Here is a 26,371-nt window from a genome sequence, read left to right on the forward strand (position 1 = left end):
GAAACCCCAGCTCGTACCTGTGATCCAGGACACAATCAGGAGGTCGGCGTGTTGTCGGTAGACAACATTCCAGAGTTGTCGTGTGTCGGCGAGTGCCAGAGGTACAGTCGCGCCATGACGGCTCGACCGGACACCCGGTATCCCGGACCGACCTGGACCACGCGAGCGCGTTGGTTGATGAAGGCGGGTCCCGCCGACTACATGCTGGCGATGAGCGTCGCGTCCACCTCGTTGCCCGTGGTCGGCAAGCACCTGGAACCCCTCGGCGGCGTCACGGCGATGAGCATCTGGGGTGTGCGGCACATGCCGGACTTCCTCGCGGCTGCGGTGAAGTCGTGGTTCACGCCGGGCATCGGCGAGGTACGCAAACTCGAGCGCGACGCCACCAACGCGGTGACCGAGGCCGCCCTGCAGGGGGTCGTCCCTGCGAAGGATCTCGACATCACCTGGCCAGCGCCCGAGCGCACCCCGCCGGTCTGGAAGGCGTTCGAGCACCGCAAGAACGTCTACCGGTCCTCGGTGCGGTACGGCGACAGCCCGGCCCAACTGCTCGACGTGTGGCGAAGCAAGGAACTGCCCACCCAACCCGCCCCGGTGATGGTGTTCGTTCCCGGTGGCGCGTGGGTGCACGGCGGTCGGCTGCTGCAGGGCTACGCACTGATGTCGCACCTGGCTGAGATGGGCTGGGTGTGCCTGTCCATCGACTACCGGGTTGCACCGAATCACCGCTGGCCCCAACACATCACCGACGTGAAGACCGCCATCGCGTGGGCGCGCGCCAACGTCGACAAGTTTGGCGGCGACCGTGACTTCGTGACGATCGCCGGCACCTCGGCCGGTGGCCATCTTGCGGCACTGGCCGGCCTGACCGCAAACGATCCCGACCTCCAGGAGGAGCTGCCCGAGGGGTCTGACACGTCCGTCGACGCCGTCGTCGGCATCTACGGCCGCTATGACTGGGAGGACCGCTCCTCCGCCGAGCGGGAACGCTTCGTCGACTTCCTCGAGCGCGTGGTGGTCAAGCGCAGCATCGCAAAGCACCCCGAGATCTTCCGCAAGGCCTCGCCGATCGCTCGCGCGCACGCCGACGCGCCGCCGTTCCTGCTCATCCACGGCAGCGGCGACACCGTGATCCCGGTGCAGCAGGCCCGTGACTTCGTGGCCAGACTGCGGTCGGTGTCGCGCACGCTGGTCGGATACGTCGAGTTGCCCGGTGCCGGGCACGGCTTCGACATGACCGACGGTGCCCGCACCGGCTCGATGGCCACGGCAATCGGCTTGTTCCTCAACGAAGTTCACCGAAAGCGGACGATCGCCGGCGCCAAGCAGGTTATATAGCCTCCGGGGTAGGAGGTTGTCTTGAAGAGGCTTAGCGGGTGGGACGCCGTGCTCCTGTACAGCGAGACGCCGTCGGTGCACATGCACACGCTGAAGCTGGCGGTCATCGACGTCTCCGAGTTGAACGGCCGGCAGTTCGGCATCGACGAATTTCGCCAGGTCATCAACGGCAGGCTCTACAAGCTCGACCCCTTCCGCTACGAGCTCGTCGACATCCCGTTCAAGTTCCACCATCCGATGTGGCGGGAGAACTGCGAACTCGACATCTCCTACCACGTACGCCCCTACCGCGTCGAGAGCCCGGGTGGGCGGCGCGAGCTCGACGAGGCGGTTGGCAGGATCGCGAGCACACCACTCGATCGCAGCAGGCCCCTGTGGGAGATGTACTTCATCGAGGGCTTGGCCAACGGCAGGATCGCGGTCCTCGGAAAGATCCACCACGCCTTGGCCGATGGGGTCGCCTCAGCGAATCTGATGGCGCGCGGCATGGATCTGACGGACGGCACGCAGGCCGATCGGGACGGGTACGCAACCGATCCCGCGCCGACCCGACCTGAACTGGTCCGCACGGCGTTCGGCGACCACCTCCGCCAGATCGGGCGGCTACCCGGCGTGGTGCGCTACACCGCGCAGGGGGTCGGCAGGGTACGCAGGAGTTCGAAGAAGTTGTCACCCGAGCTGACCCGACCGTTCACGCCGCCGCCGTCGTTCATGAATCACCGCGTCGATGCGCAGCGCAAGTTCGCGACGGCGACGTTGGCGCTCGCCGATGTCAAGGAGACGGGTAAGCATCTCGGCGCCACGATCAACGACATGGTGCTTGCGATGTCGACTGGAGCGTTGCGCCAGCTTTCACTGAAGTACGACGGTCACGCCGACCACCCGCTATTGGCTTCCGTCCCAGTGAGTTTCGACTTCTCGCGGGAGCGCATCTCCGGCAATCGCTTCTCCGGCGTGATGATGACGCTTCCGGTGGAACTCTCCGATCCGCTCGAGCGGGTGCAGGCCGTACACGACGCCGCGGTGGACGCCAAGGAGACCCACAATCTGCTCGGGCCCGAACTCGTCTCAAGATGGTCGGCCTACTTCCCGCCCGCCCCCGCGGAGCGGCTGTTCGGATGGCTCGCCGAGAAGGACGGCCAGAACAAGGTGCTCAACATTCCCATTTCGAACGTGCCGGGCCCGCGGGAGCACGGCCGGGTGGGTGGCGCGCTGGTCACCGAGATCTACTCGGTGGGCCCGCTCACCACTGGCAGCGGGCTGAACATCACCGTGTGGAGCTACGTCGACCAGCTGAATATCTCGGTGCTGTCGGACGGCGCCACGCTGGAGGACCCGCACGAGCTGACTGATGCCATGATCGAGGCGTTCATCGAAATCCGCCGTGCGGCAGGACTATCCGAAGAGATCACTGCGGTAGAGGGTGTCCTATGAACTCGACGCCTGCATTGATCGCTGGGCGATGCCGCAGGATGCGGTAGTGCGCAAGGCGCCCGAGTCCACGGGTGCTTACCAGGCTCGCGCCAGGCCAGACGTCGGCAATGTTCTCGCTCGCGGCGTGCGGACTGTCGGGGTCATCGGGGTCGTGGACGATCAGTAGCGGCGGCGGATCGTCCAGTCGCGCAGCGACCTTGGCGATGTCGGTGTCGAACAGCGGCATGCCGATTCGTCGGTCGAGACGGCGATGGAGCCCGGCGCGGATGCGGGGTCCAAAGCCGTGGCGATCGGTGAAGAGATCCAGATACAGCGAGAAGCCAGCCATCGGCGCCAAGAACACCAACCGTTCGACCGGTGCGCCCCAAGCCGTCGCGAGCGCGGTGGCCTTCGCACCGAGGGAGTGCGCCACGATCGCGTGCGCGGGCCCGTGGGTCTGCACGACGGCGAGCACCGCTTCGGCGCACTCGACGATCGTGGTGCGACCCGGGGCGAGTGCGCCGGGATCGGACTCGTTGTGGCTCGGCAGGTCGAACGCGATGACCCGGTGGCCCGCCGCGACGAGCGGTTTGACGAAGACCGCAAGATGGGCGCGTTGGCCGCCCCAGCCGTGCACCAGGTACACCGTTGGACCGGCACCCCATGACTCCCCGGCGATCCGGTGTCCGGACCACGTCGCCTCGACCGGTTCGCCCGGCGAAACACCCGGCGGCATGCGCAAACTCGACTCCATCACGGGCGGGGTGCACCACAGTTCGACGGCCCATCGCGATCCGATCGCCGGAGCAACGCGCTCAAGGATCCCGAAGGCCCGTCGCACCCTCGGTGAGACCGGCGGCTCGACGCCAGAGCCCATTTCGTCGCGGGTTGGTTCGGTATCGCCGGCCATCTACTTGAGCAGAGCCCGCGCCATCACGACGCGTTGAATCTGGTTGGTGCCCTCATAGATCTGGGTGATCTTGGCATCGCGCATGAACCGCTCGACGGGGAAGTCGTCAGCGCCTTGAGCGCTTCGTCGGGGAAGCGCGCGCGCTCGTCGACGTCCGCGGCGTACGGGGCGATCTGGGTCTCGCACAGATCGCGGAGCACCGAGCGCAGCTCTTCGTGCTCGTCCGGCAGCTTGAACGCGTCGAACGATGGATTACCACCCCACGTGGACATGAACTCCCCCTCATCGACCTACGAGCTCCGAATGAGCCTTGACAGGGTCGAAATATTTGTCAAATCGGTGGGCTCGCCTCCTCGAGATGTCAACCGCCCTTGGTGGCCTTCACCCAATCCAGGAAATGCGCCACCGCCGTGGCGGTGAAGTGGCCGTGCGGTGAGCCGAAGAAGTCGAAAGCGTGCTGGGCGTGCGGGATCTCGGCATAGGCCACCGGATTCTCCGACACCTCCTTGAGTGCCTTGGCGAACGCGCGTCCCTCCCTGACCGGGATGATCGAGTCGTCCTCGCCGTGCAGTACGAAGAACGGCGGAGCGTCCGACCGCACCTTGGTCATCGGCGATGCGTCCAGGTACACCTGCTTGTTCTCGGTGAAGCGCTTCTTGACCACGAACTTCTGCAGGAACGCGATGAACTCCGGGCGGCCCGATCCTCTGGCGCTGAACCAGTCGTAGCGTCCGTAGACCGGCACGGCGGCCACCACCGACGTGTCGGCGTCCTCGAAGCCGGGCTGCCACTGCGGATCGTTCGGCGTCAGGGCCGCCAATGCGGTCAGGTGACCGCCGGCCGAACCTCCCGTGATCGCGACGAAGTCCGGGTCGCCGCCGTACTCGGCGATGTTCTCCTTGACCCACGCCAATGCCCGTTTCACGTCGACGATGTGCGCGGGCCAAGTATTGCGCGGGCTCACCCGGTAGGCCATCGACACGCACACCCAGCCGCGCTCGGCCAGGTGGCTCATCAGCGGGTAGGCCTGCGGACGGCGCATCCCGATGGCCCATGCGCCGCCGGGCACCTGCAGCAGCACGGGTGCACGCCCGTCGCGAGGGAGGTCGGCGCGCCGCCACACGTCGGCGACGTTGACCCGGTGCGGTCCGTAGCGGACCGTGCTCGTCTTCTGCACGTACTGCCGCCTGCTCCACGACGTGCGGAGCACGCCGCCCGGCCTGCGGCGCCGCTCCTGCGCGACGACTGCCTCGTAGTTCTCGCCGAGCGTCTCGCGCAGCGGATCCTCGAAGCGGGGCTGGGACTGCGAGGCGCGGCGGTAGACGAAACCCAGCACGCCCCAGCTGAGCGCCGTGATGGCCAGCGCGATGCAGCCACGCCGGCCCCTGAAGTCGCCACGCAGGCCGCGGCGCGCCGCGTCCAGCATCGACAACCCGGCCACCACGGGGGCCGCCTCGCCCGTCGGCCAGCCGAACGCGAACACCGGGATGGTGACGTACCCCTTGCGGCCCAACGGTTGCACCGCGTTGCTGGCGTTCACCAGTTCGGCGACCGCACGCAGCAGCGGATACCGCCTACGTCTCATCGTCGGCCGCATCGAGAAGCGCCTGAAGCTCACGGCGGAGGATCTTGCCAGTGCTTCCACGCGGTAATTCGTCGAGCACGGCGATCTGGCGCGGCACCTTGTAGTTCGCCAGGTTCTCCCGGACGTGTGCCTTGAGGGTCTCCGGTGTGGCGGCGGCCCCGGCGTCGAGTACGACGAACGCCACCAGCCGTTGGCCGTACTGCTCGTCGTCCACACCCAGCACCGCGGCCTCGGCCACCTCGGGATGAGCGGCCAGCGTCTTCTCCACCTCGATGGGATAGACGTTCTCGCCGCCGGACACGATCATCTCGTCGTCGCGGCCCACCACGAACAACCGGCCCGCATCATCGAGGTAACCGACGTCGCCGGAATGCATATAACCGTCATGAAAGGCTTTACCTTTCTCGGTAGCACCTCCTGTATAGCCGTCGAACTGGGTGGAGTTGCGGACGTAGATGGTGCCCACCTCACCCGTGGGCCGTTCACGGAAGTCGGCGTCGAGGATGCGGATGTCGGTGCCCTCGGCGGGCCTACCCGCGGTGTCGGGGGCGGCACGGAGGTCGGCGGGGGTCGCGGTGGCGATCATGCCGGCCTCGGTGGCGTTGTAGTTGTTGTAGACGACGTCGCCGAACTGGTCCATGAACTTGATCACGACGTCGGGCCGCATCCGCGATCCCGACGCGGCGGCGAACCGCAGTGACCGGCCGCTGTATCGCGCGCGGACGTCGTCGGGCAGTTCCATGATTCGGTCGAACATCACTGGGACGACGCACAATCCGGTGGCCGCGTGCCGGTCGACCAGGGCGAGGGTGGCCTCGGGGTCGAACTTGCGCCCGGTGACGATGGTGCAGGCCATCGACGCGGCGAACGCCAGTTGCGAGAAGCCCCAGGCATGGAACATCGGCGCGACGATGACCGTCGCCTCCCCTGCGCGCCACGGAGTCCGGTCGAGGATCGCCTTGAGCGTCTGGGGTCCACCGCCGGAGTGGCTGGCGCCCTTGGGTGATCCGGTGGTGCCCGATGTCAGCAGGATCACCCGGCTCTTGGTCTTGGTGCGCGTGGGTCGGTGTCCCGACCCCGCGTCGATCAACTTCTCGACGGTGAGGTCAGGGGTTCTGCCGTCGTGCCAGGCCGCGATCCGCACTGCGCGCGGCTTGTCGGCCAGCGCACGCTCGACGATGGGCTTGAACTCCTCGTCGTAGATGACGGCAAGGGAGTTCGACACATCCTCGCGTTCAATCACTTCCGCCAGGGCGGGGCCGGCGAACGACGTGTTCAGCAGCAGTACGTCGGCGCCGATTCGGTTGGCGGCGATCAGTGCCTCGACGAAGCCGCGGTGGTTGCGGGCCATGATCCCGACTACCTTGGGCGGGCCGCCGGACAGGGCCTGTAGCGCAGCGGCCAAGGCGTCGCTTCGCTGGTCGATCTCCCGCCAGGTCAGCGTGCCGAGCTCGTCGACCAGCCCGGCCCGGTCGGGGCAGCGTTGCGCCGCGCTCGCGAAACCCGAAGTGATGCCCATGTTCTCGCGCGCCATCGCGGCGGCGATCCGGACGTACTTGTCGGGCCGAAGCGGTGCGATCACGCCCGCGCGCACCATCGTGGAGACCAGGCCCACCGTGCTGGCCAGTCGGTACCGGGGCGAGCGAAGCGACGGGGGAATGTCGGTCAGCGCCACGCTCAGCCCAGCACGGGAATGCGGCGTTCCCTTGCCAATTCGTCGAGTGCGCGCTGCATGACGTGCCGGACGTGGGCGTCGACCTCGTCGACGTCGGGGTCCTCGCCGAACTGCGCGACGATGTCGATCGGTGCCAACACCTGCGTGACGATCTTGGTCGGCAGCGGCACGTTGACCGGAAGCACCGCCGACAAGCCGAACGGAAAGCCGAACGAGATCGGCAGGATCTTGACCCGCATGAGCTTGTCCAGCCGTGCCGCCCTGGCCAGCCACTCGCCGCGGGATAGGAACAACTGTGCTTGCTGCCCGCCGATCGACACCGACGGCACGATCGGCACGCCTGCGTTCAGCGCGGCACGCACGTAGCCGGTGCGACCGTCGAAGTCGATCTTGCTCTCCGACATCGTGGGCCGGTAGACGTCGTAGTCACCGCCGGGGAAGACGACGACCACGCCGCCCGAGCGCAGCGCCTCGTCGGCGTTCTCGTGGTTGGCGGGGATGAAGCCGGTCTTCCTGAAGAAGTCGGCCGTCGGCCCGGTGAAGATGATGTCGTGGCTGAGCGTGAAGACCGGCCGGTCGTAGCCGTACTTCTCGTAGAAACCGGTCGCGAACACGGGGACGTCCATGGCGAACAGCCCGCCGGAGTGGTTCGACACGACCAGCGCGCCGCCCGGCGGGAAGTCGTCGAGCCCGCGCACCTCGGCTCGGTGGTAGCCCTTGATCAGCGGCCGGATCCAGCCCATCACCCGTTCGGTGAGGCCGGGATCCCACTTGGTGACTTCCGACGGTTCGATATCGGTCGTGGTCACGGGGCCCCCTGCATCATCGGAACTGGAACGTGTTCTAGTTTTGATGGTACCGGGTGAGGTCAAATCCCGAATTTCGCCGGTCAGGTTGCTGCGCGCGCGGTCCTCCCACAGCTCGCGTCCGGCTTGGGTGTGGAAGACCGAGCCTTCGAGCAACGCGGTGAGCACGCGGACCCGCGCCCGTGCGAACACGTCGTCGGGGACCGCCGCGTACTCCTCGCGGTCGGCTGCGGCGTATCGCGCGTAGCGAGCGGGGTCGCTGCCGAGCACCGACAGGTCGGCGTCGCTGAAGACGGCGCCGTTGACGTCGCCGTCGGCAGGCAGGTGGGTCTTGGTCAGCAGCACCAGCCGGGCCACCTCGTCGCGCAGGGGCGACGCGGCCAGCCGCTCACGTGCCAGGTCGGCCGAACGGTCCTCGTTGTCGTCGCGGCCGACGTCGTACATGGCGTCGTGGAACCAGGCGGCCAGATCCACCGCGTCGCGGTCGAAGACCAGCCCACTGTCGGCCAGCAGGCCGACGGCCGCGAGCACCTCGCGCAGGTGGGCGACGTTGTGGTGTCGGCGCTGCGGTTCCGACCAGCGGTCGAGGAGTTCGTCGCGCAGTTCGTCGCTCAAGGCCGAAGACATGGGTACAGCGTGCCCTGTGTGTTCGTGGCTCCGGTTCAGATCGAGCCGATGAACTCCGAGGTGTAGAACTCGGCGGGGGTCTGGGAGTAGGGCGCCGGGCGTTGCACAATCACCCAGGCGCCTGTTGCGCCCGGGTCGATCGGGCCTTGCAGCGTCGTGCTGCCCGCGCCGCCTGCGTCGGTCTGCACACTGCCGGTGACGACGCCGGGGGCGCCAGGTGCGCAACCGATCGACGCTCGCGGAGTCTGAATGATCCGGACGTCGTAGTTCGTGTTGGGTTCGGCGGTCGCCAGGTCGACCGTGGCCACGACGTTCGGTCCCGACGTGCTCAGGTGGGCGACCCCTCGGGTGTAGCCGTGTGCGTTCACCCATTTCTCCAAGGTGAAGTCGCAGGCCCGGAACTTGCCGATCAATGGCATGACGGCGGTGGATCCGGGAGTCGCGGAGGCGACCGCCGGGCTGATGACCAACACACCCGCGGCGGCGACCACCGCCGCTTGCGTCAATTTTCTCATTAGTCCAGCTTGCTTGATTTTCGGTTCGCTGTGCGGTGCCTGTATCTGCGGTCACAACCAGGGCCGATCTGTATCCCAGATCACAGCTCGGGCTGTTCGTTCTTGACCTGAACGGCCGTTGAGGTCGCACGATGGATCGATGACGACCGTCGCCTCGGAACTGGATCTGGCTGGGTACCTCGACCGCGTCCGGTATGGGGGATCGACGGATCCGACGCTGGAGACGCTGCAGGGCCTGGTGGCCGCGCACAACCGGTCGATCCCGTTCGAGTGCCTCGACCCGCTCACCGGCGTTCCGGTCGCCGACCTCGGCCCGGCCGCGCTGACCGACAAGCTGGTGCATCGCCGTCGCGGTGGCTACTGCTACCAGCACAACGGTCTGATGGGCTACGTGTTGGAGGAATTGGGTTACGGCATCGAGCGTTTCGCCGGCCGCGTGGTCTGGATGAAGGAGCCGGACGCGCCGTTGCCCGCGATGACGCACACCGTGCTGTCGGTGACGATCCCCGGCGTGGACGGCGGCCCATTCCTGGTCGACGTCGGATTTGGCGGTCAGACGCTGACGTCGCCGATCCGACTGGAGGCCGGGCCCGTGCAGTCCACGCGCCACGAGCCGTACCGGTTGGTCGCCGACGGCTCCGATGGCACTGAGCTGACGCTGCAGGCCCAGGTTCGCGATGAATGGCAGCCGCTCTACCGGTTCACCACCCGGCCGCAACCGCGAATCGATCTCGAGGTCGGGAGTTGGTATGTCTCAACGCATCCCGAGTCCTACTTCGTCACCGGGCTGACGGTGGCGCTGGTGACCGACGACGAGCGCAGGAACTTGCGCGGCCGGAACCTGGCGATCCACCGCGACGGCGGGACCGAGCGGATCCGGTTCGACACCGCCGCGCAGGTGCTCGACGCCCTGACCGAGCGGTTCGGCATCGATCTCGACGACCTCGGCGACCGCTCCGTCGTCGAGGCACGCGTCGATGCGGTGCTCGACACCTAGGGCCCGATCTTGTAGTGGCTAGCAATCGCAATTCGATTGAACGCGTTCATCGTGATGGCGATCCACTTCAGTACCGCCGCCTGCTGCGTCGTGAGCGCCGCGCTGTCCTCGCCACCCACTTCGGAGATGCGGGTGATCCCCTCGGCGATCTCGAGTGCGGCCTGTTCGGTCTCGGTGAAGTACGCGGTCTCGCGCCATGCGGACACCACCGCGATGCGGTCGGTACTTTCACCCTTCTCCAAGGCGTCACGTACGTGCATCCGCAAGCAGAACGCGCAGCCGTTGAGCTGGGACACCCGAATCCGAACCAGGTCAACGGTCAACGGTTCGATGCCGGCCTCGGCGGCGGCCTTGTCGCACTGTTCGTTGAGGGTCAACATCGCCTGATACGCCTCGGGCACAGCTGAGCTCAGAAGGCTGGGTTTCGTCATGACCTCTTGACGAGGCAGCACCCGGAATCGTGATCCGTGTGAGCTGCCTCACATCGGCTTTCAAGCCGTCACATACCGGGCTGCTACGGGGTCATAGGGGCATGAACACTTCATTGCAACGCGGACTGCTCGCCTTCTTGGCCGCCACTGGGGCCGTCACGGGCCTATGGGCGTACGTGGCGCCGCGCAACTGGTATGACACCTTTCCCGGCATGGGGCTGAGCTGGCTTCCTCAACTCGGCCCGTACAACGAGCACTTCGCCAAGGACGTCGGTGCGATGTTCCTGGGGCTGACGCTTCTGAGCGTTCTGACGATCATCCACATCGCGAACACCACGCTCGTCAAGGTCACCGCAGGCACCTGGACGGTCTTCAATCTGTTGCACTTCATCTACCACATGCAGATGCTGGGGATGTATTCCCCAAGGGACCAGGTCCTGAATGCCATTGTGCTGACGGTGATTCTGTTGGCGAGCGTGGCGCTCTTCATCCCGGCTCGACAACCCGCGAAGGTCACGCAATCCGCGTAGTCGTCGACTCCCGGGCGTCGGTCCAGAAGCCCAGTTTGTCCGGATGGAGCACCATCCAGATCTGAGTGATCAGTCCATCGCGGTGTTCCATCGCGGCGACGGCCATCGGCGAGCCGTCGACATGGAGGATCAGCCCGGCTTCGCCGTTCACGTCGACGACCGACATCTCGATCCCCGGCACCTTCTTGAGCACACCGACGAGGAAGCGCGCCACCTTGTCCGCTCCGAGGACCGGCCGAAGCGCGGCCCGCACGCGTCCACCACCGTCGTTGATGGCCGTCACCTGCGGGTCGAGCAACCCGATGATCGCGTCGACGTCGCCACGCTCGAGCGCGGCCTTCACGCCGATCACGGTGGCGGCATGTCGCTGCGCGTCCGCGGGCGCAGGCCGGGCGGCATTGACTCGGCGCCGAGCCGACGACGCGAGCTGACGGCAGGCAGGCTCGGAGCGGCCGACGATCTCGCTGATCTCCCGGAACGAGTACTGGAAGATGTCGTGCATCACGAACGAGACCCGTTCGGCGGGAGTCATCGACTCCAACACGACCAGAACCGCCATCGTTACCGACTCGTCGAGGGTGACCAGATCGGCCGGATCAGTGGTGGCGGACGATGATTCGACGAGCTCCCGCCCGGGGACCGGTTCGGGTATCCACGGCCCGACGTAGCGTTCCTTGCGCCGTCGCGCAGAGTTGAGGATGTCGAGACAGATGCGCGTTGCCACGCGCACGGACCATGCCGGGGGCGATTCGATGGCTTCGCGCTGCTCGTCGGTCAGCCGGTACCACCGCACGTAGGTTTCCTGCACCACGTCCTCGGCGTCGGTCATGGTGCCGAGGAGGCGGTACGCCACGTTGATGAGCAGCCGACGGTCCACGGTATGTTCGATGCCAAGTGCAGTCACACATATGAGACACCGCGGAGTCTCGATGTGTGACAGGCCGTGCTCTGGATCACTACACGGGTGCGTCTCGGCTCGCGCTCGACTACCGGCCGACGACCAGATCCCACGGGTCGTCGCCCGAGAGCGCCATCCGCCCAAGCCTTTTCGCGTGATAGCCCGTCGTGCCGTACTCGTCGGCCCAGCTCCTGGCGCGCATGGTGGCCAGCCACAGGGGATGTTCCATGGTGGTCCCGATGGCGCCGTGCAACTGGTGGGCAATGGTGGTGACCGGGCCGACCGCGCGACCCACCGCTACCTTCGCCGCCGTCACGGCGTAGTCGGCTCGCCTGCTGTCGAACCCGAAGTCGGACGCTGCAGCGGTAGCCAAAGCCGTTGCAGCCCTCGACCGCTCGATCTCGCCGAGCATCCCGGCCAGCGCGTGCTGGACGGCTTGGAACCTGCTCAGTGGGCGGCCGAACTGCTGGCGCTCGCCGATGTGCTTGGTCGTGAGGTCGGCGGCCGCGGAGAAGGCGCCGAGGATCTGCACGCACCGCGCCCAGGCGCCGCGGCGCACCAGCTCGTCGCCGACGGCGCGGGACAGCCTGACGGTGTCGGCCACCGATACGTCGAAGGTGATCGCGCCGCGCGGTTCACCGGCCAAGGTGTACGAATCGACGATCTCGGCGCCGTCGAGGACCGTGACGAAGGTGGCGTCGTCACCACGCACGGCCAGCAGCACTGGGCCGGAGCGGGGCCACGGTACGCCGGCGGCCGTGCCCGCGATCGTGCCGTCGACGGCCCGCGCATCGGCGATCGCGACGGACAGCGGGCCGGCCTCGGGCACCTCGAGGTCCGCTTGCCCCGCCAACCATGCTGCGAGCAGGTCGGTTTCGGCGACCGGCACCGCCGCCGCCCAGCGCGCCAGCCCTTCGAGCACCACCGCTGATTCCTGCAGACTCGCGTCCTGGGCACTGGTCAGCCGGGTCAGCCCGGTCTCCTCGAGCGTGCGCCACAGGTCGACGTCGAGTTCGTCCGGCAGGCCGCGCTGGCCCAGCTTGGCGTCGAAGGCACGGCGGCCCACGTCGTCGACGAGCTGGCTGAGTTCGTCCCCGGGTGCCCCCTGCTGCACCTCGCGGCTCTTGGCGACCACCCCGCGAAGCACCTCGTTGGTGCCGCCGCGCAGCGTGAAGAGCGGCGAGTGCACCCGCGCGGTGGCCAGCATCGCGCGCAGGCGGGTGGCATCCGGGGCCTCGACGCCGTCGATCAGGTCGGCGGCGACGTCGACGGACTCCTGCTCGAAGCGGGTGCCGAGGTCCTTCACCATGGCGGCGCGTGCCGCGGCGTCCTGGCCGTCGGTCAGCGCCCGCGCCACCGATACCGACATCTGGCGCAGCGAGATCATCCGGCCCATCAGGTCGCCGATCTCTGCGGCGGTGCGGTCGTCGGTGTCGCCCTGCCGAGCCAGGCTGCGGGCCACGTCGAAAAGCATTGTGGCGGTGGAAAGTATGCGTTCGGGTCCGCTGCGTTCGAAACCGAGCTCCGCGGTGACCTGGTGCCAGCCGTCCCCGATGTCACCGAGCACGTCGGCGTCGGACAGCGCGACGTCGTCGAACTGCACCTCGTTGAAGTGGTGCTCGCCGTCCATCAGGATGATCGGATCGATGGTCACCCCGGCCGCATCGGTCGGCACGATGAACTGGCTGAAACCCGCGTGGCGGTGCTCGGGATCTCGCGGGCTGGTCCTGGCCAGCACCACCATCTGATGGGCGAGGTGCGCGCCGCTGGTCCACACCTTGGTGCCGTTCAGCACCCACCCGCCGTCAGTGGGCGTCGCCTTGGTCTGCACCGCGGCGAGGTCGGATCCCGCGCCGTGCTCGCTCATGCCGATCGCCGAGTACAGTCGCCCCGCCGCGATCTTCGGCAACAGGCGACGGCGCTGTTCCTCGGTGCCATAGGTGAGCAGTGCCGGGGCCACCTGCCGATCGGCGATCCAGTGTGCGCCGACCGGGGCGCCCTGGGCGAGCAGTTCCTCGGTGACCACGTAGCGGTGCAGGTAGCCGGCGCCATCCGCAGGTGCGCGGCCGCCGTACTCGGCGGGGATGGTGAGCCCGATGAACCCGGCGTCGGCGAGGCGCGCGCTGAAGTCGGTGTCCCATCGCGACAGCCAGCAGTCGACGGCGGGCTGCCAGCCGAACCGCTCGCGGTCGGCGGCGAGGAAGTCCCGGATGGCCGACCGCAGTTCGGCCAGTTCGGCGTCATTGGCGCACAGTGCATCGAATTCGCTCACTGGAGTGGTGAGTCTAGTGCTCGGCCTTTCGGCGGCGAATGCAGCAGGAAGAGCCGGAACGTCGCGGCATTTCCCGAGCGACCGCCTGACCTCGGCCCGGGTCTCGTGTGCGTGCAGGCGACGGGGGCGCTATCCGGCTGATTGGCCAGGGGAGTGGGTGAATGAGGCGCGGTACGCGCTCGGAGTCAGCCCGGTTTTGTGGACCACGTGGTCGCGCAGAGAGTCGACGGTCCCGATGCCACTGCGGTGAGCGATCACGCCCAGCGGGAGGTCGGTGGTTTCCAGCAGTTCTCTAGCGCGGTCCACCCGCAGTTGCAGCAGCCACTGCAGGGGGCTGAGCCCGGTTTCGGAACGGAACCGGCGGTTGAGCGTGCGGATGCTGATGTTGGCGTGGCGGGCCAGGTCGGCCAGCGTGAGCTGATCCTGCAGCCTGGTCAGCGCCCACGCGCGGGTGCGGTCCAGGGTGGTGGAGCTGGTCGATGCGACAGGGGTATCGACGAACTGCACCTGCCCGCCGGGCCGCACCGGGGCGACAACTGCCAGCCGAGCCACCGTGTTGGCCACCGCCGCACCGTGATCGGTACGGATCAGGTGCAGACACAGGTCGATACCAGCAGCCAGACCGGCGGAGGTGACGATCGGGCCGTCTTCGAGGTACAGCACCTCCGGTCGCACACGCACCCGCGGAAAGGCTCGTGACAGTTCGTCGGCGTAGCGCCAGTGCGTCGTCACGCAACGTCCGTCCAGAAGGCCTGCCTCGGCCAACACGAACACGCCGGTGCAGATCGATGCCATGCGCGCTCCCCGTGCGGCCGCATCTTGCAACGCAGACAACAGCTCTGGGGCGAACTCTTCGCGGGCACCGGTTCCTGCGACCACAACGGTGTCGGCTTGGGCGATCGCGTCGAGGCCGCGGGTAACAACGACGTCGAAGCTTCCGCGGGTCGCCAAAGATCCCGGTTCTGACGTGCACGTGTGGATCGCGTACGCGGGACGGCCGTCGATGTCCACGCCGCTGAACAACAGATCCGGTATCGACAGTTCAAACGCCCCGACAGGAGGGACGGCGACCACGGCGATTTGATGCATGGCCAGAACCTCCGCATCTATGGCATTCGAGCCACTACCGTAGCCGATCTCCCCTGGCGATAGTGAGGCGCACCCACACACGCAAGGGAGAAGCCATGTCGTTGAACGTCGTTGTCGGTGCCGGTGGTGCCGGCGTCGCAACCGCCGAGTTGCTCGCCGGAGCGGGGCATGAAGTGCGGTTGATCACCCGCCGAGGCAGCGGACCGTCTCACCCGCGCATCAAACGCGTCGCCCTCGATGCGACCAATACCGCTGAACTGGTCACGGCGATCAGCGGCGCCGCGACGATGTTCAATTGCGCCGCACCGCCATATCACCTATGGCCCACGCAGTTACCCCCGCTGGCCGCCGCCCTGCTGGATGCGGCGATCACCACCGGCGTGGACTACGTGATGCTGGGAAACCTCTACGGTTACGGGCCCGTGGACGCGCCGATGACCGAGGGCACTCCGATGCGGCCCAATTCGGTCAAGGGTGCGCTGCGGGCAGAAATGTGGGCTGACGCCAAGGCCGCACACGATGCCGGACGGGTACGGGTAACCGAGGTAAGGGCCAGCGATTTCATCGGCCGGGGTGCGATGTCGGTCTTCACGATCATGGTCGCGCCGAAGATTCTCGCGCAGAAGACCGCTCTCTTTCCCGCCGACCTCGACGCACCCCACAGCTGGACCGGCACCATCGACGCCGCTCGAGCCTTGATCGCCGCGGGTGCCAGCGAGCGCGCCTCGGGACGTGCCTGGCACGCCCCGACCAATGACGCCGTATCCGCCCGCAGGTTGGCCGACATACTGGCCCGCTGCGCGAATGTGCGCGCACCCAAGCTATATCGGATGCCGGGCTGGCTATTGGATACGGCGGCGTTGACCTCAAAGGTGGTGCGAGAGCTGCCCGAGATGCAGTATCAGCTGCAGAAGCCGTTCATCGTGGACTCCTCCCGCATGCAACGCGAGTTCGGGCTGAGTCCGACTCCGCTCACCGACATCCTGCAAGACGGACTGTTGGGCTCGTCGGGTCCCATCGCGACGCAGGGCGGAATCAACTCGTGACTGAAGTACGGGAGTCGTGCGAGTTCGGAGTGCCGGCGCCCCACGTGTGGAGCTTGGTCGCTGATTTCGCCGGCTTCGCCGAGATGCTCGTCGCGTCACGCAACGGCAACGTGCAGATTAGCGGCGCGGGAGTGGGCATGACCCGCGCTGTCCGGGTGGACGGACAGTTCCTGTTGGAGCGGCTTGAAGAGATCGACGAGGACAACTTCCGGACGCGATACTCGATGTTGGTCACCGGACCGTTCCCCATATCCGACTACCAGGCGACCATTGCGCTCACTGCAGTTTCCGCCGACCGATGCGCATTGCAGTGGACCGGGTGCTTCGTCCCCCTTGATGGAGCTGAACGTGAGGCCGCGGACGCGATTCGCGCCGTCTACGTGGAAGGAATCGCGTTGATGCAACGGCGGTTTGGTGTATGATGCCGTCCAAGTAGTGCATCGGCAGACCGGATACGCATCCACAATCGCAGGGTGACGATGTTGTCGCTCCGCGAACGCAGCAGGAAAAGTCATGTCGTTCGTCGGGGCGCGCGACGATACTCGGTGATCGTGAGCGTGCAACCGACGTCCCCTGGTCGCGATCGACTGCGTGAGCTGCTCGACGCGGTCGTCGGCGGTGAGAACACGGACGTCGCAGGGATGGCACGGAGCAGTCACGCCTCTGAGTTCCACTTCTCCCGGGAGGTCAGTCGGCTCACCGGCGAGCCGCCCGCAGCGTTGCGCAGGCGGGTGATGCTCGAGCGTGCGGCCTGGCGGCTGCAGCGCGGCGAGGGCGTCGCCGCGGTTGCAGTCGACGAGGGCTGGTCCTCGCCGGAAGTGTTCTCGCGCGCGTTCCGCCGGACGTTCGGGGTGCCGCCGTCGCAGGCCTCGGAGGTGGGGTTCCGGCTACCCGCGCCCAACGGAGTGCACTTCCACCCGCCGCAGTCGCTGTGGCTGGACGCCGACGCCGACGCCAGCCAACCCGACGTATCGCGGTTGATGATGGCGCACGACGTCGCCGACACCGCATACCTGATCTCCTGCGGCGCAAAACTGTCGGAAGATCAATGGGCCGAACCAGTTTCACCGGGCCAGGTCGTCCTCGACTGGGACGGCGAGGAGCCGAGTGTAGGGGCGGTGCTCGGCGCGATCGTGTGGACCAAGGAGGTGTGGCTGGCCAGCATCGAGGGCCGCGATCTGCCGACGCGCCCCGACCTGCGGCCGCCGGATCAATTGGCCGCCGACCACGACGACGTCGCATCGCGGTGGACCGCGATGGTCGTCGACTACGCCGATCAGGGTCGGCTCGCGGACACGGTGATCGACGCCTTGTGCGATCCGCCGGAGTCGTTTCAGCTGTACGGCATCGTCGCGCACGTCTTGACCTACTCCGCCTTGAGGCGGGGGCTTGCCCGCATCATGCTGGGGCGCCACGGAATTCGCACCAAGATGGGCGACCCGCTGGACTGGATGAGGGGAAACTGAGATGGCCACCGTGTACTTCACCGCGTCGAGCCTGGACGGGTTCATCGTCGACGACGCCGACAGCCTGGACTGGTTGACGTCTCGGGCGATCGACGCCGACGGTCCGTTCGGTTACGAGGCGTTCGCGAAATCCGTTGGGTCGCTGGTGATGGGCTCGGCTACCTACGAGTGGATCGTGAAGAACCATCCAGGGGATTGGATGTACGAGCAGCCGTCGTGGGTGCTGACCAGCCGCCCCGAGATCGTCGAGGCGGGCCATCCGGTGCAGACGTTCGAGGGTGACGTCGCCGAGCTGCAACCCAAATTGGTGTCGGCGGCGGCGGGCAGGGACGTCTGGGTGGTCGGTGGCGGCCAGGTGGCTGCGCAGTTCGTCACTGCTGGATTGATCGACGAGATGATCGTGAGCTACGCGCCCTGCTCGTTGGGCACGGGGGCGCCGGTGCTGCCGCTTCGATCGGAGTGGCGGTTGGAGGAGAGTGCGGTCAACGGCGACTTCGTCTGTGCGCGTTGGGCTTCCTTGTAGAAATGGAAGCCCAAAACTTAGTGCTCGACGGCGGGCAGGCCGTAGCGGTGCACGAATTCCCGTGACTTGATCAGGAACTCGAGCTGCTGGGCGACGTCGCGCAACGGATCGGCGCTGCGGGTGGACCGGCACAGCACGACTGCGCCCTCAAGGGCGGCGATGCAGGTCACCGCGAGTGATCCGGCGTCGGCGTCGTCGAAGCCGTCGGCAACGAACGCGCGGCTGAGCGCGGCGCGCCAGCGATCGAAGATCTCGCCTGCGACGAGGCTCAGCGCGGGGTCGTCGTCGGCCGAGCCGATCGCGGCCGCGACCACCGGACATCCCGCATTGAAGTCGCTCTCGGCCAGCGAGTGCTCCCAGAACTCGACGAAGTTGCGCACCAAGGGAATTCCGCCCTCGGCCCCGTCGATGGTCGCCGTGATCGCGTCACCGGCGAACCGAAGGGCCTCGGTGAGGATCTGGTTGCGGCCCTCGGGGAAGTGGTAGTACACCGACCCGCGCGGCGCACCGCTGCGCGTGAGGACCTCGTCGATCGTCACACCGGCGGCGCCGCGTTCGCGCATCACCTCGGCGGCGCTCAGGAGCATCCGGATCCTGGTGGCACCCCGCTTGTTGGTGCTCTTGGTGACGGCTGCCGGCATCAGGCGGCGGTCCGCACGTGCCGAAACTGCGCCAGGCGCGACTGCACGGTGCGTTGGGTGTGCCGGAGCTTCTCGGCATGGTCGTGCGTTTGGTAGGTGAACCTGCGACCGAGGACGTTGACCTCAACGATCCACATGGGGTGCCTCCCTGGCTATGAGCAAAAGCATAGAACTCACAACACTCGGGGGCAACGAATGTATTCCCCGTCACATCCCGTACTGAACAATCGGCAGGTACGCAGGCCTGCGGTCCCGGATGACGTCCAAAGTCTCACAATCAGAATTATGCTATATTGCATAATTTGGTCGAAGGAGGTTCACTCCATCCCATGACCAGCGTCTCCGACCGTTCCTTGGGAGTGAGCAGCAGTGGGTGTTGGTGCTGCTCGGTCGCGGCCCGAACGGTGTTGGCCGCGGGAGGCGGGTGTTTTCCGGTGGACCGGTGCGCATCGTGTGCGTCGCGGTGGGTCGGAACTGCCGTGCCTGCCAACGTGGTCCGGTTGTTGATCGGGCCTGGCCGGTGGAGTGCCCACACGCATCCTCTGTCGGGTGCGGGGTCCTGCCGGCCGTCGCCTAATCCTCAATCCGAGGCCACGCCTACCGATCGCGGTCGCCGCACCGTGATGGTGGGTGACCGGTTCGGAAGTCTGTTGTTGCAAGGGTTTGGCCCAGTGCTGGGCACCCCACTTGCTGGTGTAAGCCGCATCCACCCCGATGATCGCGATGCCGCGGCGGGCCGCCATAGAGGTCAGTCGGGTACGGAAACGCGCGGTGGGGATCCCGGCGACGGCGCGGCGGAACCGTTTCCCTCGGGTGCCGCGGCCCATCGTCTCGCGCCCGGCGGCGCGGGCATCGGCGAAGTCGAGGTTCTCGATGACCACCGCGGCACACCCAGCGTTGGCCGCGGTATCGAGCAGGGCGGTGATCGCCGCGCGGACCCGCGCATCGCGCCGCGAAGCCGCGAATCCGGCAGTGTCGAGCGGGATCGTGATGGGTTCCCCGACGGGGTTACCCGACCTGTCGAGCACGCAGCATGCGAGGTGATCGGCGTTCAGATCGACACCCAACACCGGCCCGGTGCGCAGGTCCTCGATCGAGGGCGCCGCTGTGAGCACGTCCTGTTTCCAGGACGCATCGAGATACCAACGACCACGGGAAGAGTCGTAGCTGATGTCGTAGCGCACCGCACGCCGGCCGCCTACTCGCTCGGCCCATTCGGCGCCGCGGTGGGCGAACGCCACTTGTGCCCCGATGTTGAGATGGGTTCCGTATTGGGCGGTCAAGGCGGCCGGGACCTTGATCCGCAGCCGACCCGTCTCGTCGACGCGGATGGTTTCGTTGCCGCCAGCCTTGCCCGATTCCCCATCGGCGGTCAGAAACATCCGTGCCGCATCCCAGCGTGCCCGCCACTGCTGTGCAGTCATATCCGCCTCGGCGAGGTGGTTACGGTTTCGCCACAAGCGTTTCCCGCCCACCGTGATCGATGGCCGACCAGAGGACAAGGCGCCCTCGGCAACAACCAGCCGGGCTCGCAGCACAGCCAGTCTGCGGGTTTTGGCGAACCGTTCATTGGCCGATCGGTAACCACTGCGGCGCCGTAGGCCGCGGGCGGTGGGCATGCAATCTTGTTGCCCTGGGCGCAGCGCGCATCGCTGCTCGAGCACCTCGACAGCTTGGCGAAGATCGGCGACATGGGCGCTCAGGGCGCGCATGCCCAACTGGTATTGGTCCTCCACGGCCCGGGTGATCGCCCCAGCCCACCGCGACGAGGCCACCGCAGTGACCGCCTGTTTGCGCTCCACGCGCCATCGCCCATGGCATGGCCGATCGAGTCGACCCAACTCCACCCGTGCGGTCAACTCCGCCCGGTACACCGACCCAAGAAACGCCCCGATCGCCCCCAGCACGACCGCCTCGGTATCAGTCAGGTGAATCCGGGTCCGCACCCGCACCCCCGCCGGCGCGACCGCCACCACCGGATCACCGATCCGGCGCAGCGCTCGACGCTCACCCATGCCCTACATCCTGACCGTCGGCACCGACAACCCCGGCCGGACCGGCATCACGCCCTGTTCAACCGACCGCGTCGACCGCCCCGTTGCGTGCTAACGCGCCCATACAAGCGGGCGCAGAATCAGGTCAAACCTCCACCACGTCGCACACCAGACCATTGGTCACTTCGCCGTGATCGAGCACGACCAGTCGGCTGCCGTCGACCGGCTCCGGCCCGAGGTGGTCCGCCTGTTCGGCACCGCCGATGCGGCCGAGGGCGTGCAGTCGTTCATCGAGCGTCGGGCCGCCCAATTTCGTGGCTACTGACCGGTAGTCGCAGCTAGGCTGGGTGGCGCTATTCGATCGCGAAAGGCGCGGCCATGGGTCACTACAAGAGCAACGTGCGTGATCTCGAGTTCAACCTCTTCGAGATTCTGGACCTGGAAAAGGTTCTGGCGACCGGCGAATTCGGCGATCTCGACCCCGACTCGGTGCGGCAGATGCTCGACGAGGCGGCCAAGCAGGCCGAGGGACCCCTCGCCGAGGCGTTCGCCGAGACCGACCGCCACCCGCCAACGTTCGACCCGGACGCGCACACCGTCACCGTGCCCGAGCCGTTCAAGAAGTCATTGCGTACCTGGCAACAGGGTGAGTGGTTCCGCATCGGGCTGTCCGAGGAGATCGGCGGCGTGCCCGCGCCTGCCATGCTGGCCTGGGCCATCAACGAGTTTGCGCTCGGCGCCCAGCCCGCGGCCTTCATCTACCTCGCGGGGCCGATCCTTGCCGACATCCTCCACCACGTCGGCAACGAGCAGCAGAAGCACTGGGCGGCCATGGCGATCGACCGGAACTGGGGCGCCACCATGGTGCTCACCGAGCCCGACGCCGGCTCGGACGTCGGCGCAGGCCGCACCAAGGCCGTCGCGCAACCCGACGGCACCTGGCACCTCGACGGCGTGAAGCGCTTCATCACCAACGGCGACACCGACGACCTGTTCGAGAACATCCTGCACATGGTGTTGGCCCGCCCCGAGGGCGCAGGGCCAGGCACCAAAGGGCTGAGCCTCTTCCTCGTCCCGAAGTTCATGCCCGACCCCGAGACCGGCGACCCCGGCGAGCGCAACGGCGTCTACGTCACGGGTCTCGAACACAAGATGGGCCTCAAGGCGTCCGCGACGTGCGAGCTGACGTTCGGTCAGCACGACAAGCCCGCCGTCGGGTGGCTGGTCGGCGACGTGCACAACGGCATCGCGCAGATGTTCAAGATCATCGAATATGCGCGAATGATGGTGGGCACGAAGGCCATCGCCACGCTGTCGACCGGCTACCTGAACGCCCTCGAGTACGCCAAGGCCCGCATCCAGGGCGCCGATCTGACCCAGATGACCGACAAGACCGCGCCGCGCGTCACGATCGTGCACCACCCCGACGTGCGACGGGCGTTGATGGTGCAGAAGTCCTACGCAGAAGGACTGCGCGCGCTGTACCTCTACACCGCCGCCCACCAGGACCCCGCCGCCGCGGCGCTGGTATCCGGCGCGGACGCCGGGATGGCCGAACGCGTGAACGACTTCCTGCTGCCGATCGTGAAGGGCGTCGGTTCCGAGCGCGCCTATCAATGCCTTACCGAGTCGCTGCAGACCTTCGGTGGGTCGGGATTCCTGCAGGACTACCCGATCGAGCAGTACATCCGCGACGCGAAGATCGACTCGCTGTACGAGGGCACCACGGCGATCCAGGCGCAGGACTTCTTCTTCCGCAAGATCGCCCGCGACCACGGTGGCGCACTTGGTCACGTGGCGGGCCAGATCCAGGCCTTCCTCGACGCCGAGTCCGCACATCCCGAACTCGCCGAGAGCCGCGAGGCGCTGGCCACCGCGCTGGCCGACCTGCAGGCCATGGTGGTCACCATGACGGGCTACCTGATGGCGTCGCAACAGAACCCGCGCGACCTGTATCGCCTTGGGCTGGAATCGGTTCCGTTCCTGCTCGCCGTCGGCGACCTGCTGATCGGCTGGCTGATGCTGCGCAACGCCGAGGTCGCACTGAAGGCGATCGACGAAGGCCCCTCCGACCGGGACCGTGCCTTCTACGAGGGCAAGGTCACCGCGGCGAACTTCTTCGCCAAGAACGTGCTCCCGCGCCTGTCGGCCGAACGCAGGATGGTCGAGGCCGTCGACCTGACGGCGATGGACCTATCGGAAGCCGCCTTCTAGTCGACTGGTGTCAGAATCGCGCGCCGAACCGCCCTAGGGTCGATGCATGGGACTGGGCATCGTGGTGCTGCTGATCGGCGTACCCGTCAGTTTCCTGATGTGGTTCAAGCCCCGAGAGCTGTGGCGTGCCACGGAGAGCTGGAAGTTCCGCAACCCCGAGGCCAACGAGCCCAGCGACTTCGCCTACCATCTCGGCGCGATCGGAACCACCGCGCTCACGGTGCTATTGGCCGTGCTGGCCTTCACCAGACCCGATTCCGTCGACTCGGCGTCGACGACGTCTACGCGCCCGACGTACTCGTCGCGCCCATCGACGACATTCTCGCTGCCACCGCCCACCGCCTTCATGCCTCCGCCGGTGATGACCCGCGGGTCGCTGGCCATGATCGGTTACCTCACCAGCCCGCAACCCGACGGCACGCTGATCGCCACCGTCTACTTCTGGGCGCCCGAGGTCGCGTCGAAGATCCCGGCGGGCAACCCGCCGCCCCCAGCGCCGTGCGAGCTAGGGCCGAACGTGCAGGGAGCGGGCACCGACCACGTCACCGTCGACGTCGACCTGATCTGGTCGCCGACATCGACGGCGGGGCTGCCAATGAACTACGACTGCAACGCGACTCGCGGCCACCAAGTGCGGCGGTCCTACGTCATCGGGCCGGTGTCTCCGTCGGCCAAGCTGTTCACCAGCAACCCCGAGGCGGATACGCCGCTGCCCCGCTTGGCCGAAGCGCCGGGTCCGCTCGGGGACCAGGTGCCCGGCTGATGGACCGGTGCTAGCCGGCGTTCTCGACCGCGGCCAGCGCTGCGGCAATCGCGAAGTACTTGTTCTCACCGAACTGGCGCACTGTCTTGATGTTGAACGCCTCTTCGAGGTGCTTGGCGTCGGCGTCGGTCACCCCGGCCAGCGCCGCCGGTGACGCCTCCAGAATGTCCTTCAGCGACTTGTCCTCGTACGCCTTGTCGAGTGCCTTGGCCAGGTCAACGGATACCGCCATGCGTAACTCCTCGTCGTTTGAACCAATTGTTGAAAACGGGAGGGTTACCGTATCCGACGAAACTGAAACTCAGCTGTCCGGCGTGTAACCGAACGGCAGCAGCACGCTCTTGGCTTCGCAGTACGCCTCGATCCCTTCCCACCCGTTCTCGCGGCCGATGCCGGAGTTCTTGTAGCCACCGAACGGCGCACCAGGATCGAACGCGTACATGTTGACCGCGTAGGTGCCCGTGCGGATCTTCTTCGCGATCTCGATGGCCTTCGGGAAGTCCTGGGTGAACACGCTGCCCGCCAGGCCGTACACCGAGTCGTTGGCGATGCGGATCGCGTCGTCCTCGGTGTCGAAGGGGATCACGACGAGGACCGGCCCGAAGATCTCCTCCTGGGCGATGGTCATCGAGTTGTCCACGTCGGCGAAAACCGTTGGCTGAACGAACCATCCGCTGTCAAGGCCCTCGGGGCGGCCACCGCCGGTGACGATCCTGGCACCCTCGTCGACGCCCTTCTTGATGTAACCCTCCACGCGCTCGCGCTGCTTCTCCGAGATCAGCGGGCCGATCATGGCGCCCGGGTTGTCGGGCAAGCCGATCGGCATGGCGGCGACGGCAGCGGACAACTTCTCGACGACCTCGTCATAGCGCGACCGCGGCGCAAGGATCCGGGTCTGGCCCACACAGGCCTGGCCGCAATTCATCAGGCCGGAGAACACCAGCATCGGCAGCGTCGAATCGAGGTCGGCGTCCTCGAGGATGATCGCCGCGGACTTGCCGCCGAGCTCCAGCGTGCAGGCCTTCAGCTTCTCGGCCGCGATCTTGGCGACCTCCTTGCCGACGCCAGAGCTGCCGGTGAAGGTGAACTTGTCCAGCTCCGGGTTGGCGGTCAGCGCGCGACCGGTCTCAGCACCGCCGGGCACGATCGACAGCACGCCCTCTGGCAGCCCGGCCTCGGCGAACATCTCGGCCATCGCGAACACCGACAGCGGGGTCTCGGCGGCGGGCTTGAGCACGACGGTGCAGCCGGCCAGCAGCGCGGGGCCCAGCTTGTTGGCAGCCAGGAAGAACGGCACGTTCCACGCCGTGACCGCGCCGACGACACCGATCGGCTCCTTGAGCACCAGGGTCTGCCCGTAGATGCCGTCGCGGATGTCCTGCCAGGTGAACTTGTCCGCGGCACCGACGTAGAAGTTGAACGACGCCATCGCCGCGCCGTACTGCATCATGTCGACGATGGTCGGCGGCTGACCCGTCTCGGCGGCCAGCAGGAACTTCAGCTCGTCGGCGCGCTCCTCCATCAGCTTCACGGCGGCACCGAGCACGGCGGCACGCTCGTCGGGCGACATGTGCGGCCACGGGCCCTCGTCGAAGGCCTTGCGGGCCGCTGCGCACGCGGCGTTGACGTCGGCCTCGGATGCCAGCGGCACCTTGCCGACGAGCTCGCCGGTAGCGGGCGAGTGCACTTCGATGACGTCGGACGTGGCCGGCTCGACCCACTTGCCGCCGATGAACAGCTTGTCCCACTCGGTCTTGAAGGCAGTGCTCTGTGTCATGAGCATCACATTACCCATCGAATCGTGAAACGAGAACCTGTTCCAGTTCATGGGTTCAGTGCGGTTGCAACACCAGCACCAGATTGCTCACCGCGAATTCCCGCAGCAACGGAACGCGGACCATCCACCAGGCCCATCGCGGGTGGTAGCGGGGAAATGCGGCGACCAGCGTCCCGGTACTGGCCGCCCACTCGAGGCCGCCTGCGACCGACACCGCGAACAACGACGAGCCGTAGTCGTTCTTCGGTCGATGACCGTGCCTGCGGGCGTATCGATCGGCTGCGCGGCGGCCACCCAAATAGTGGAAGAGCCCCGTCTCGTGCCCGCCGAACGGGCCGAGCCAGACGGTGTAGGACAGCACCACCAGACCGCCGGGGCGGGTGACGCGCAGCATCTCGCGGCCCAGTCGCCACGGCTGCGCGACGTGCTCGGCGACGTTCGACGACAGGCAGACGTCCACGCTGTCGTCGGCGAACGGCAGCGCCGTGCCGGACGCGCGGACGAACGTGCCTGCGCCCGGCTCTCCTGCCGGACTCTTGCTGGATGTCGCCGCCAGCGCGGCTCCGGCGTGCGCCTCGGTTGGGTCCGGTTCCACTCCCACGTAGTTCAGCCCGGCGTCGGTGAACGCGGTGGCGAAGTAGCCGGGGCCGCCGCCCACGTCGAGCAGGGTGCGCCCGGTCGGTGCCGTGCCGTGCAATGAGGTCCACAGCGAGGTGACGAGTGTGACGGTGTCGTCGGCCAGTGCGCCGTAGAAGCGGGCCGGATCACGCTGTTCGAAGCGGAACTCGGCGAGCAGGCGCATCGATCGCGCCAGAGTGGCCCGGCGGGAGAACAGGTCGGTGACGGGCTTCCGACGAGCGC

General features: G+C 67.1%; 26 protein-coding genes and 3 pseudogenes. 11 read left to right on the plus strand and 18 right to left on the minus strand.

All coding sequences use genetic code 11. From position 1 onward, the window contains the following. Positions 1 to 114: 114 nt before the first annotated feature. Entirely contained in the window at positions 115 to 1,338 is a 1,224-nt protein-coding gene (locus HNP02_RS16620) for an alpha/beta hydrolase (protein ID WP_184440337.1), read from the plus strand. 21 nt (positions 1,339 to 1,359) lie between these two features. After that, complete coding sequence (locus HNP02_RS16625; protein ID WP_184440338.1) at positions 1,360 to 2,772, plus strand: wax ester/triacylglycerol synthase family O-acyltransferase; 1,413 nt, start codon at positions 1,360 to 1,362, stop codon at positions 2,770 to 2,772. Here HNP02_RS16625 and HNP02_RS16630 read toward each other — a convergent pair. The 7 genes and pseudogenes from HNP02_RS16630 to HNP02_RS16655 form a co-directional block, all read right to left on the minus strand. After that, the gene (locus HNP02_RS16630) at positions 2,747 to 3,661 is read right to left on the minus strand and encodes an alpha/beta fold hydrolase (protein ID WP_184440339.1); all 915 of its coding nucleotides are present in this window, start codon (positions 3,659 to 3,661) and stop codon (positions 2,747 to 2,749) included. The genes HNP02_RS16625 and HNP02_RS16630 overlap by 26 nt on opposite strands. Continuing rightward, positions 3,662 to 3,766 (minus strand): annotated as a pseudogene (locus tag HNP02_RS44040) (acyl-CoA dehydrogenase family protein); the annotation flags it as partial. A 14-nt stretch (positions 3,767 to 3,780) separates the two neighbouring features. Beyond that, positions 3,781 to 3,933 (minus strand): annotated as a pseudogene (locus tag HNP02_RS43560) (acyl-CoA dehydrogenase family protein); the annotation flags it as partial. Between the two features lie 89 nt (positions 3,934 to 4,022). Further along, the gene (locus tag HNP02_RS16640; RefSeq protein WP_184440786.1) at positions 4,023 to 5,246 is read right to left on the minus strand and encodes an alpha/beta hydrolase; all 1,224 of its coding nucleotides are present in this window, start codon (positions 5,244 to 5,246) and stop codon (positions 4,023 to 4,025) included. Further along, positions 5,236 to 6,843 (minus strand): acyl-CoA ligase FadD12, encoded by a 1,608-nt coding sequence (gene fadD12 / locus HNP02_RS16645; RefSeq protein ID WP_255506620.1) that lies wholly within the window; start codon positions 6,841 to 6,843, stop codon positions 5,236 to 5,238. The genes HNP02_RS16640 and fadD12 overlap by 11 nt, the downstream gene beginning before the upstream one ends. 80 nt (positions 6,844 to 6,923) lie before the next feature. After that, on the minus strand, positions 6,924 to 7,664 hold the full coding sequence (locus HNP02_RS16650; protein WP_255506621.1) for a 1-acyl-sn-glycerol-3-phosphate acyltransferase: 741 nt from the start codon (positions 7,662 to 7,664) through the stop codon (positions 6,924 to 6,926). 725 nt (positions 7,665 to 8,389) lie between these two features. Next, positions 8,390 to 8,869, minus strand: coding sequence for a hypothetical protein (locus HNP02_RS16655; RefSeq protein WP_184440343.1), 480 nt, complete (start codon positions 8,867 to 8,869; stop codon positions 8,390 to 8,392). A gap of 139 nt (positions 8,870 to 9,008) precedes the next feature. On the opposite strand from HNP02_RS16655, the gene HNP02_RS16660 reads away from it, so the two are divergent. Further along, on the plus strand, positions 9,009 to 9,866 hold the full coding sequence (locus tag HNP02_RS16660; protein WP_184440345.1) for an arylamine N-acetyltransferase: 858 nt from the start codon (positions 9,009 to 9,011) through the stop codon (positions 9,864 to 9,866). Here HNP02_RS16660 and HNP02_RS16665 read toward each other — a convergent pair. Continuing rightward, positions 9,863 to 10,297 carry a carboxymuconolactone decarboxylase family protein gene (locus HNP02_RS16665; protein ID WP_184440347.1) on the minus strand — a complete coding sequence of 145 codons (435 nt, stop codon included), beginning with the start codon at positions 10,295 to 10,297 and terminating at the stop codon, positions 9,863 to 9,865. The genes HNP02_RS16660 and HNP02_RS16665 overlap by 4 nt on opposite strands. 101 nt (positions 10,298 to 10,398) lie before the next feature. Between HNP02_RS16665 and HNP02_RS16670 the strand changes: the two genes are divergently transcribed. After that, complete coding sequence (locus tag HNP02_RS16670; RefSeq protein WP_184440349.1) at positions 10,399 to 10,827, plus strand: hypothetical protein; 429 nt, start codon at positions 10,399 to 10,401, stop codon at positions 10,825 to 10,827. Here the strand turns inward: HNP02_RS16670 and sigJ are convergent. The 4 genes and pseudogenes from sigJ to HNP02_RS16685 all read right to left on the minus strand — a co-directional run bounded on the left by sigJ (position 10,811) and on the right by HNP02_RS16685 (position 15,086). Beyond that, on the minus strand, positions 10,811 to 11,731 hold the full coding sequence (gene sigJ / locus HNP02_RS16675) for an RNA polymerase sigma factor SigJ (RefSeq protein ID WP_184440351.1): 921 nt from the start codon (positions 11,729 to 11,731) through the stop codon (positions 10,811 to 10,813). The two genes, HNP02_RS16670 and sigJ, sit on opposite strands and share 17 nt — an antisense overlap. An 82-nt stretch (positions 11,732 to 11,813) precedes the next feature. Continuing rightward, positions 11,814 to 12,872, minus strand: a complete 1,059-nt coding sequence (locus HNP02_RS42765; protein WP_375373685.1) for an acyl-CoA dehydrogenase family protein — start codon at positions 12,870 to 12,872, stop codon at positions 11,814 to 11,816. Further along, a pseudogene (locus tag HNP02_RS16680) lies at positions 12,849 to 13,997 on the minus strand (acyl-CoA dehydrogenase family protein); the annotation flags it as partial. The pseudogene HNP02_RS16680 and the gene HNP02_RS42765, both read right to left, overlap by 24 nt. A gap of 129 nt (positions 13,998 to 14,126) precedes the next feature. Further along, the gene (locus HNP02_RS16685; protein ID WP_184440353.1) at positions 14,127 to 15,086 is read right to left on the minus strand and encodes a GlxA family transcriptional regulator; all 960 of its coding nucleotides are present in this window, start codon (positions 15,084 to 15,086) and stop codon (positions 14,127 to 14,129) included. A 95-nt stretch (positions 15,087 to 15,181) separates the two neighbouring features. On the opposite strand from HNP02_RS16685, the gene HNP02_RS16690 reads away from it, so the two are divergent. The 4 genes from HNP02_RS16690 (at position 15,182) to HNP02_RS16705 (ending at position 18,121) form a co-directional block, all read left to right on the plus strand. Continuing rightward, positions 15,182 to 16,132, plus strand: coding sequence for an NAD-dependent epimerase/dehydratase family protein (locus HNP02_RS16690; RefSeq protein WP_184440355.1), 951 nt, complete (start codon positions 15,182 to 15,184; stop codon positions 16,130 to 16,132). Further along, positions 16,129 to 16,554, plus strand: a complete 426-nt coding sequence (locus HNP02_RS16695) for an SRPBCC family protein (RefSeq protein WP_184440356.1) — start codon at positions 16,129 to 16,131, stop codon at positions 16,552 to 16,554. The genes HNP02_RS16690 and HNP02_RS16695 overlap by 4 nt, the downstream gene beginning before the upstream one ends. A 129-nt stretch (positions 16,555 to 16,683) precedes the next feature. After that, positions 16,684 to 17,598, plus strand: coding sequence for a helix-turn-helix domain-containing protein (locus HNP02_RS16700; protein ID WP_309241584.1), 915 nt, complete (start codon positions 16,684 to 16,686; stop codon positions 17,596 to 17,598). Position 17,599: 1 nt separating this feature from the next. Continuing rightward, a complete protein-coding gene (locus tag HNP02_RS16705) occupies positions 17,600 to 18,121 on the plus strand; it encodes a dihydrofolate reductase family protein (RefSeq protein ID WP_184440357.1) in 522 nt (173 codons plus the stop codon). A 17-nt stretch (positions 18,122 to 18,138) separates the two neighbouring features. On the opposite strand, the gene HNP02_RS16710 is transcribed toward HNP02_RS16705, so the two are convergent. The 3 genes from HNP02_RS16710 to HNP02_RS16720 all read right to left on the minus strand — a co-directional run bounded on the left by HNP02_RS16710 (position 18,139) and on the right by HNP02_RS16720 (position 20,777). Next, positions 18,139 to 18,762, minus strand: coding sequence for a TetR/AcrR family transcriptional regulator (locus tag HNP02_RS16710; protein ID WP_255506592.1), 624 nt, complete (start codon positions 18,760 to 18,762; stop codon positions 18,139 to 18,141). Beyond that, a complete protein-coding gene (locus tag HNP02_RS16715) occupies positions 18,762 to 18,899 on the minus strand; it encodes a hypothetical protein (protein ID WP_184440358.1) in 138 nt (45 codons plus the stop codon). The genes HNP02_RS16710 and HNP02_RS16715 overlap by 1 nt, the downstream gene beginning before the upstream one ends. Positions 18,900 to 19,079: 180 nt before the next feature. Next, on the minus strand, positions 19,080 to 20,777 hold the full coding sequence (locus tag HNP02_RS16720) for a hypothetical protein (protein WP_184440359.1): 1,698 nt from the start codon (positions 20,775 to 20,777) through the stop codon (positions 19,080 to 19,082). A 169-nt stretch (positions 20,778 to 20,946) separates the two neighbouring features. On the opposite strand from HNP02_RS16720, the gene HNP02_RS16725 reads away from it, so the two are divergent. From HNP02_RS16725 to HNP02_RS16735, 3 genes are read left to right on the plus strand one after another with little or no spacing between them, the layout of a single operon-like run. Beyond that, positions 20,947 to 21,081 carry a hypothetical protein gene (locus HNP02_RS16725; protein ID WP_255506593.1) on the plus strand — a complete coding sequence of 45 codons (135 nt, stop codon included), beginning with the start codon at positions 20,947 to 20,949 and terminating at the stop codon, positions 21,079 to 21,081. Positions 21,082 to 21,134: 53 nt separating this feature from the next. Beyond that, a complete protein-coding gene (locus HNP02_RS16730; protein ID WP_184440360.1) occupies positions 21,135 to 22,970 on the plus strand; it encodes an acyl-CoA dehydrogenase in 1,836 nt (611 codons plus the stop codon). A 46-nt stretch (positions 22,971 to 23,016) separates the two neighbouring features. Then, a complete protein-coding gene (locus tag HNP02_RS16735; protein ID WP_184440361.1) occupies positions 23,017 to 23,733 on the plus strand; it encodes a DUF6199 family natural product biosynthesis protein in 717 nt (238 codons plus the stop codon). A gap of 10 nt (positions 23,734 to 23,743) precedes the next feature. Here HNP02_RS16735 and HNP02_RS16740 read toward each other — a convergent pair whose 3' ends face one another. The 3 genes from HNP02_RS16740 to HNP02_RS16750 all read right to left on the minus strand — a co-directional run bounded on the left by HNP02_RS16740 (position 23,744) and on the right by HNP02_RS16750 (position 26,312). Continuing rightward, complete coding sequence (locus HNP02_RS16740) at positions 23,744 to 23,965, minus strand: hypothetical protein (RefSeq protein ID WP_184440362.1); 222 nt, start codon at positions 23,963 to 23,965, stop codon at positions 23,744 to 23,746. Between the two features lie 69 nt (positions 23,966 to 24,034). After that, on the minus strand, positions 24,035 to 25,510 hold the full coding sequence (locus tag HNP02_RS16745) for an aldehyde dehydrogenase (protein ID WP_184440363.1): 1,476 nt from the start codon (positions 25,508 to 25,510) through the stop codon (positions 24,035 to 24,037). A gap of 55 nt (positions 25,511 to 25,565) precedes the next feature. Continuing rightward, complete coding sequence (locus tag HNP02_RS16750) at positions 25,566 to 26,312, minus strand: class I SAM-dependent methyltransferase (RefSeq protein ID WP_184440796.1); 747 nt, start codon at positions 26,310 to 26,312, stop codon at positions 25,566 to 25,568. Positions 26,313 to 26,371: the final 59 nt, after the last annotated feature.

The sequence above is a fragment of the Mycobacterium sp. AZCC_0083 genome, from assembly GCF_014202335.1.
In the GTDB taxonomy this organism is placed as follows: Bacteria; Actinomycetota; Actinomycetes; order Mycobacteriales; family Mycobacteriaceae; genus Mycobacterium.

What these genes read in the sequence shown, in the direction of transcription:
- HNP02_RS16690 (WP_184440355.1), top strand. Translation starts at nt 15,182, where the DNA reads ATGTCGTTGAACGTCGTTGTCGGTGCCGGTGGTGCCGGCGTCGCAACC.
- HNP02_RS16685 (WP_184440353.1), bottom strand. Translation starts at nt 15,086, where the DNA reads ATGCATCAAATCGCCGTGGTCGCCGTCCCTCCTGTCGGGGCGTTTGAA.
- fadD12 (WP_255506620.1), bottom strand. Translation starts at nt 6,843, where the DNA reads ATGGTGCGCGCGGGCGTGATCGCACCGCTTCGGCCCGACAAGTACGTC.
- HNP02_RS16705 (WP_184440357.1), top strand. Translation starts at nt 17,600, where the DNA reads ATGGCCACCGTGTACTTCACCGCGTCGAGCCTGGACGGGTTCATCGTC.
- HNP02_RS16730 (WP_184440360.1), top strand. Translation starts at nt 21,135, where the DNA reads ATGGGTCACTACAAGAGCAACGTGCGTGATCTCGAGTTCAACCTCTTC.
- HNP02_RS16735 (WP_184440361.1), top strand. Translation starts at nt 23,017, where the DNA reads ATGGGACTGGGCATCGTGGTGCTGCTGATCGGCGTACCCGTCAGTTTC.
- HNP02_RS16630 (WP_184440339.1), bottom strand. Translation starts at nt 3,661, where the DNA reads ATGGCCGGCGATACCGAACCAACCCGCGACGAAATGGGCTCTGGCGTC.
- HNP02_RS16715 (WP_184440358.1), bottom strand. Translation starts at nt 18,899, where the DNA reads ATGTGGATCGTTGAGGTCAACGTCCTCGGTCGCAGGTTCACCTACCAA.
- HNP02_RS16665 (WP_184440347.1), bottom strand. Translation starts at nt 10,297, where the DNA reads ATGACGAAACCCAGCCTTCTGAGCTCAGCTGTGCCCGAGGCGTATCAG.
- HNP02_RS16720 (WP_184440359.1), bottom strand. Translation starts at nt 20,777, where the DNA reads ATGGGTGAGCGTCGAGCGCTGCGCCGGATCGGTGATCCGGTGGTGGCG.
- HNP02_RS16710 (WP_255506592.1), bottom strand. Translation starts at nt 18,762, where the DNA reads ATGCCGGCAGCCGTCACCAAGAGCACCAACAAGCGGGGTGCCACCAGG.
- HNP02_RS16670 (WP_184440349.1), top strand. Translation starts at nt 10,399, where the DNA reads ATGAACACTTCATTGCAACGCGGACTGCTCGCCTTCTTGGCCGCCACT.
- HNP02_RS16740 (WP_184440362.1), bottom strand. Translation starts at nt 23,965, where the DNA reads ATGGCGGTATCCGTTGACCTGGCCAAGGCACTCGACAAGGCGTACGAG.
- HNP02_RS16655 (WP_184440343.1), bottom strand. Translation starts at nt 8,869, where the DNA reads ATGAGAAAATTGACGCAAGCGGCGGTGGTCGCCGCCGCGGGTGTGTTG.
- HNP02_RS16745 (WP_184440363.1), bottom strand. Translation starts at nt 25,510, where the DNA reads ATGACACAGAGCACTGCCTTCAAGACCGAGTGGGACAAGCTGTTCATC.
- HNP02_RS16640 (WP_184440786.1), bottom strand. Translation starts at nt 5,246, where the DNA reads ATGAGACGTAGGCGGTATCCGCTGCTGCGTGCGGTCGCCGAACTGGTG.
- HNP02_RS16750 (WP_184440796.1), bottom strand. Translation starts at nt 26,312, where the DNA reads ATGCGCCTGCTCGCCGAGTTCCGCTTCGAACAGCGTGATCCGGCCCGC.
- HNP02_RS16660 (WP_184440345.1), top strand. Translation starts at nt 9,009, where the DNA reads ATGACGACCGTCGCCTCGGAACTGGATCTGGCTGGGTACCTCGACCGC.
- HNP02_RS16620 (WP_184440337.1), top strand. Translation starts at nt 115, where the DNA reads ATGACGGCTCGACCGGACACCCGGTATCCCGGACCGACCTGGACCACG.
- HNP02_RS16650 (WP_255506621.1), bottom strand. Translation starts at nt 7,664, where the DNA reads ATGGGCTGGATCCGGCCGCTGATCAAGGGCTACCACCGAGCCGAGGTG.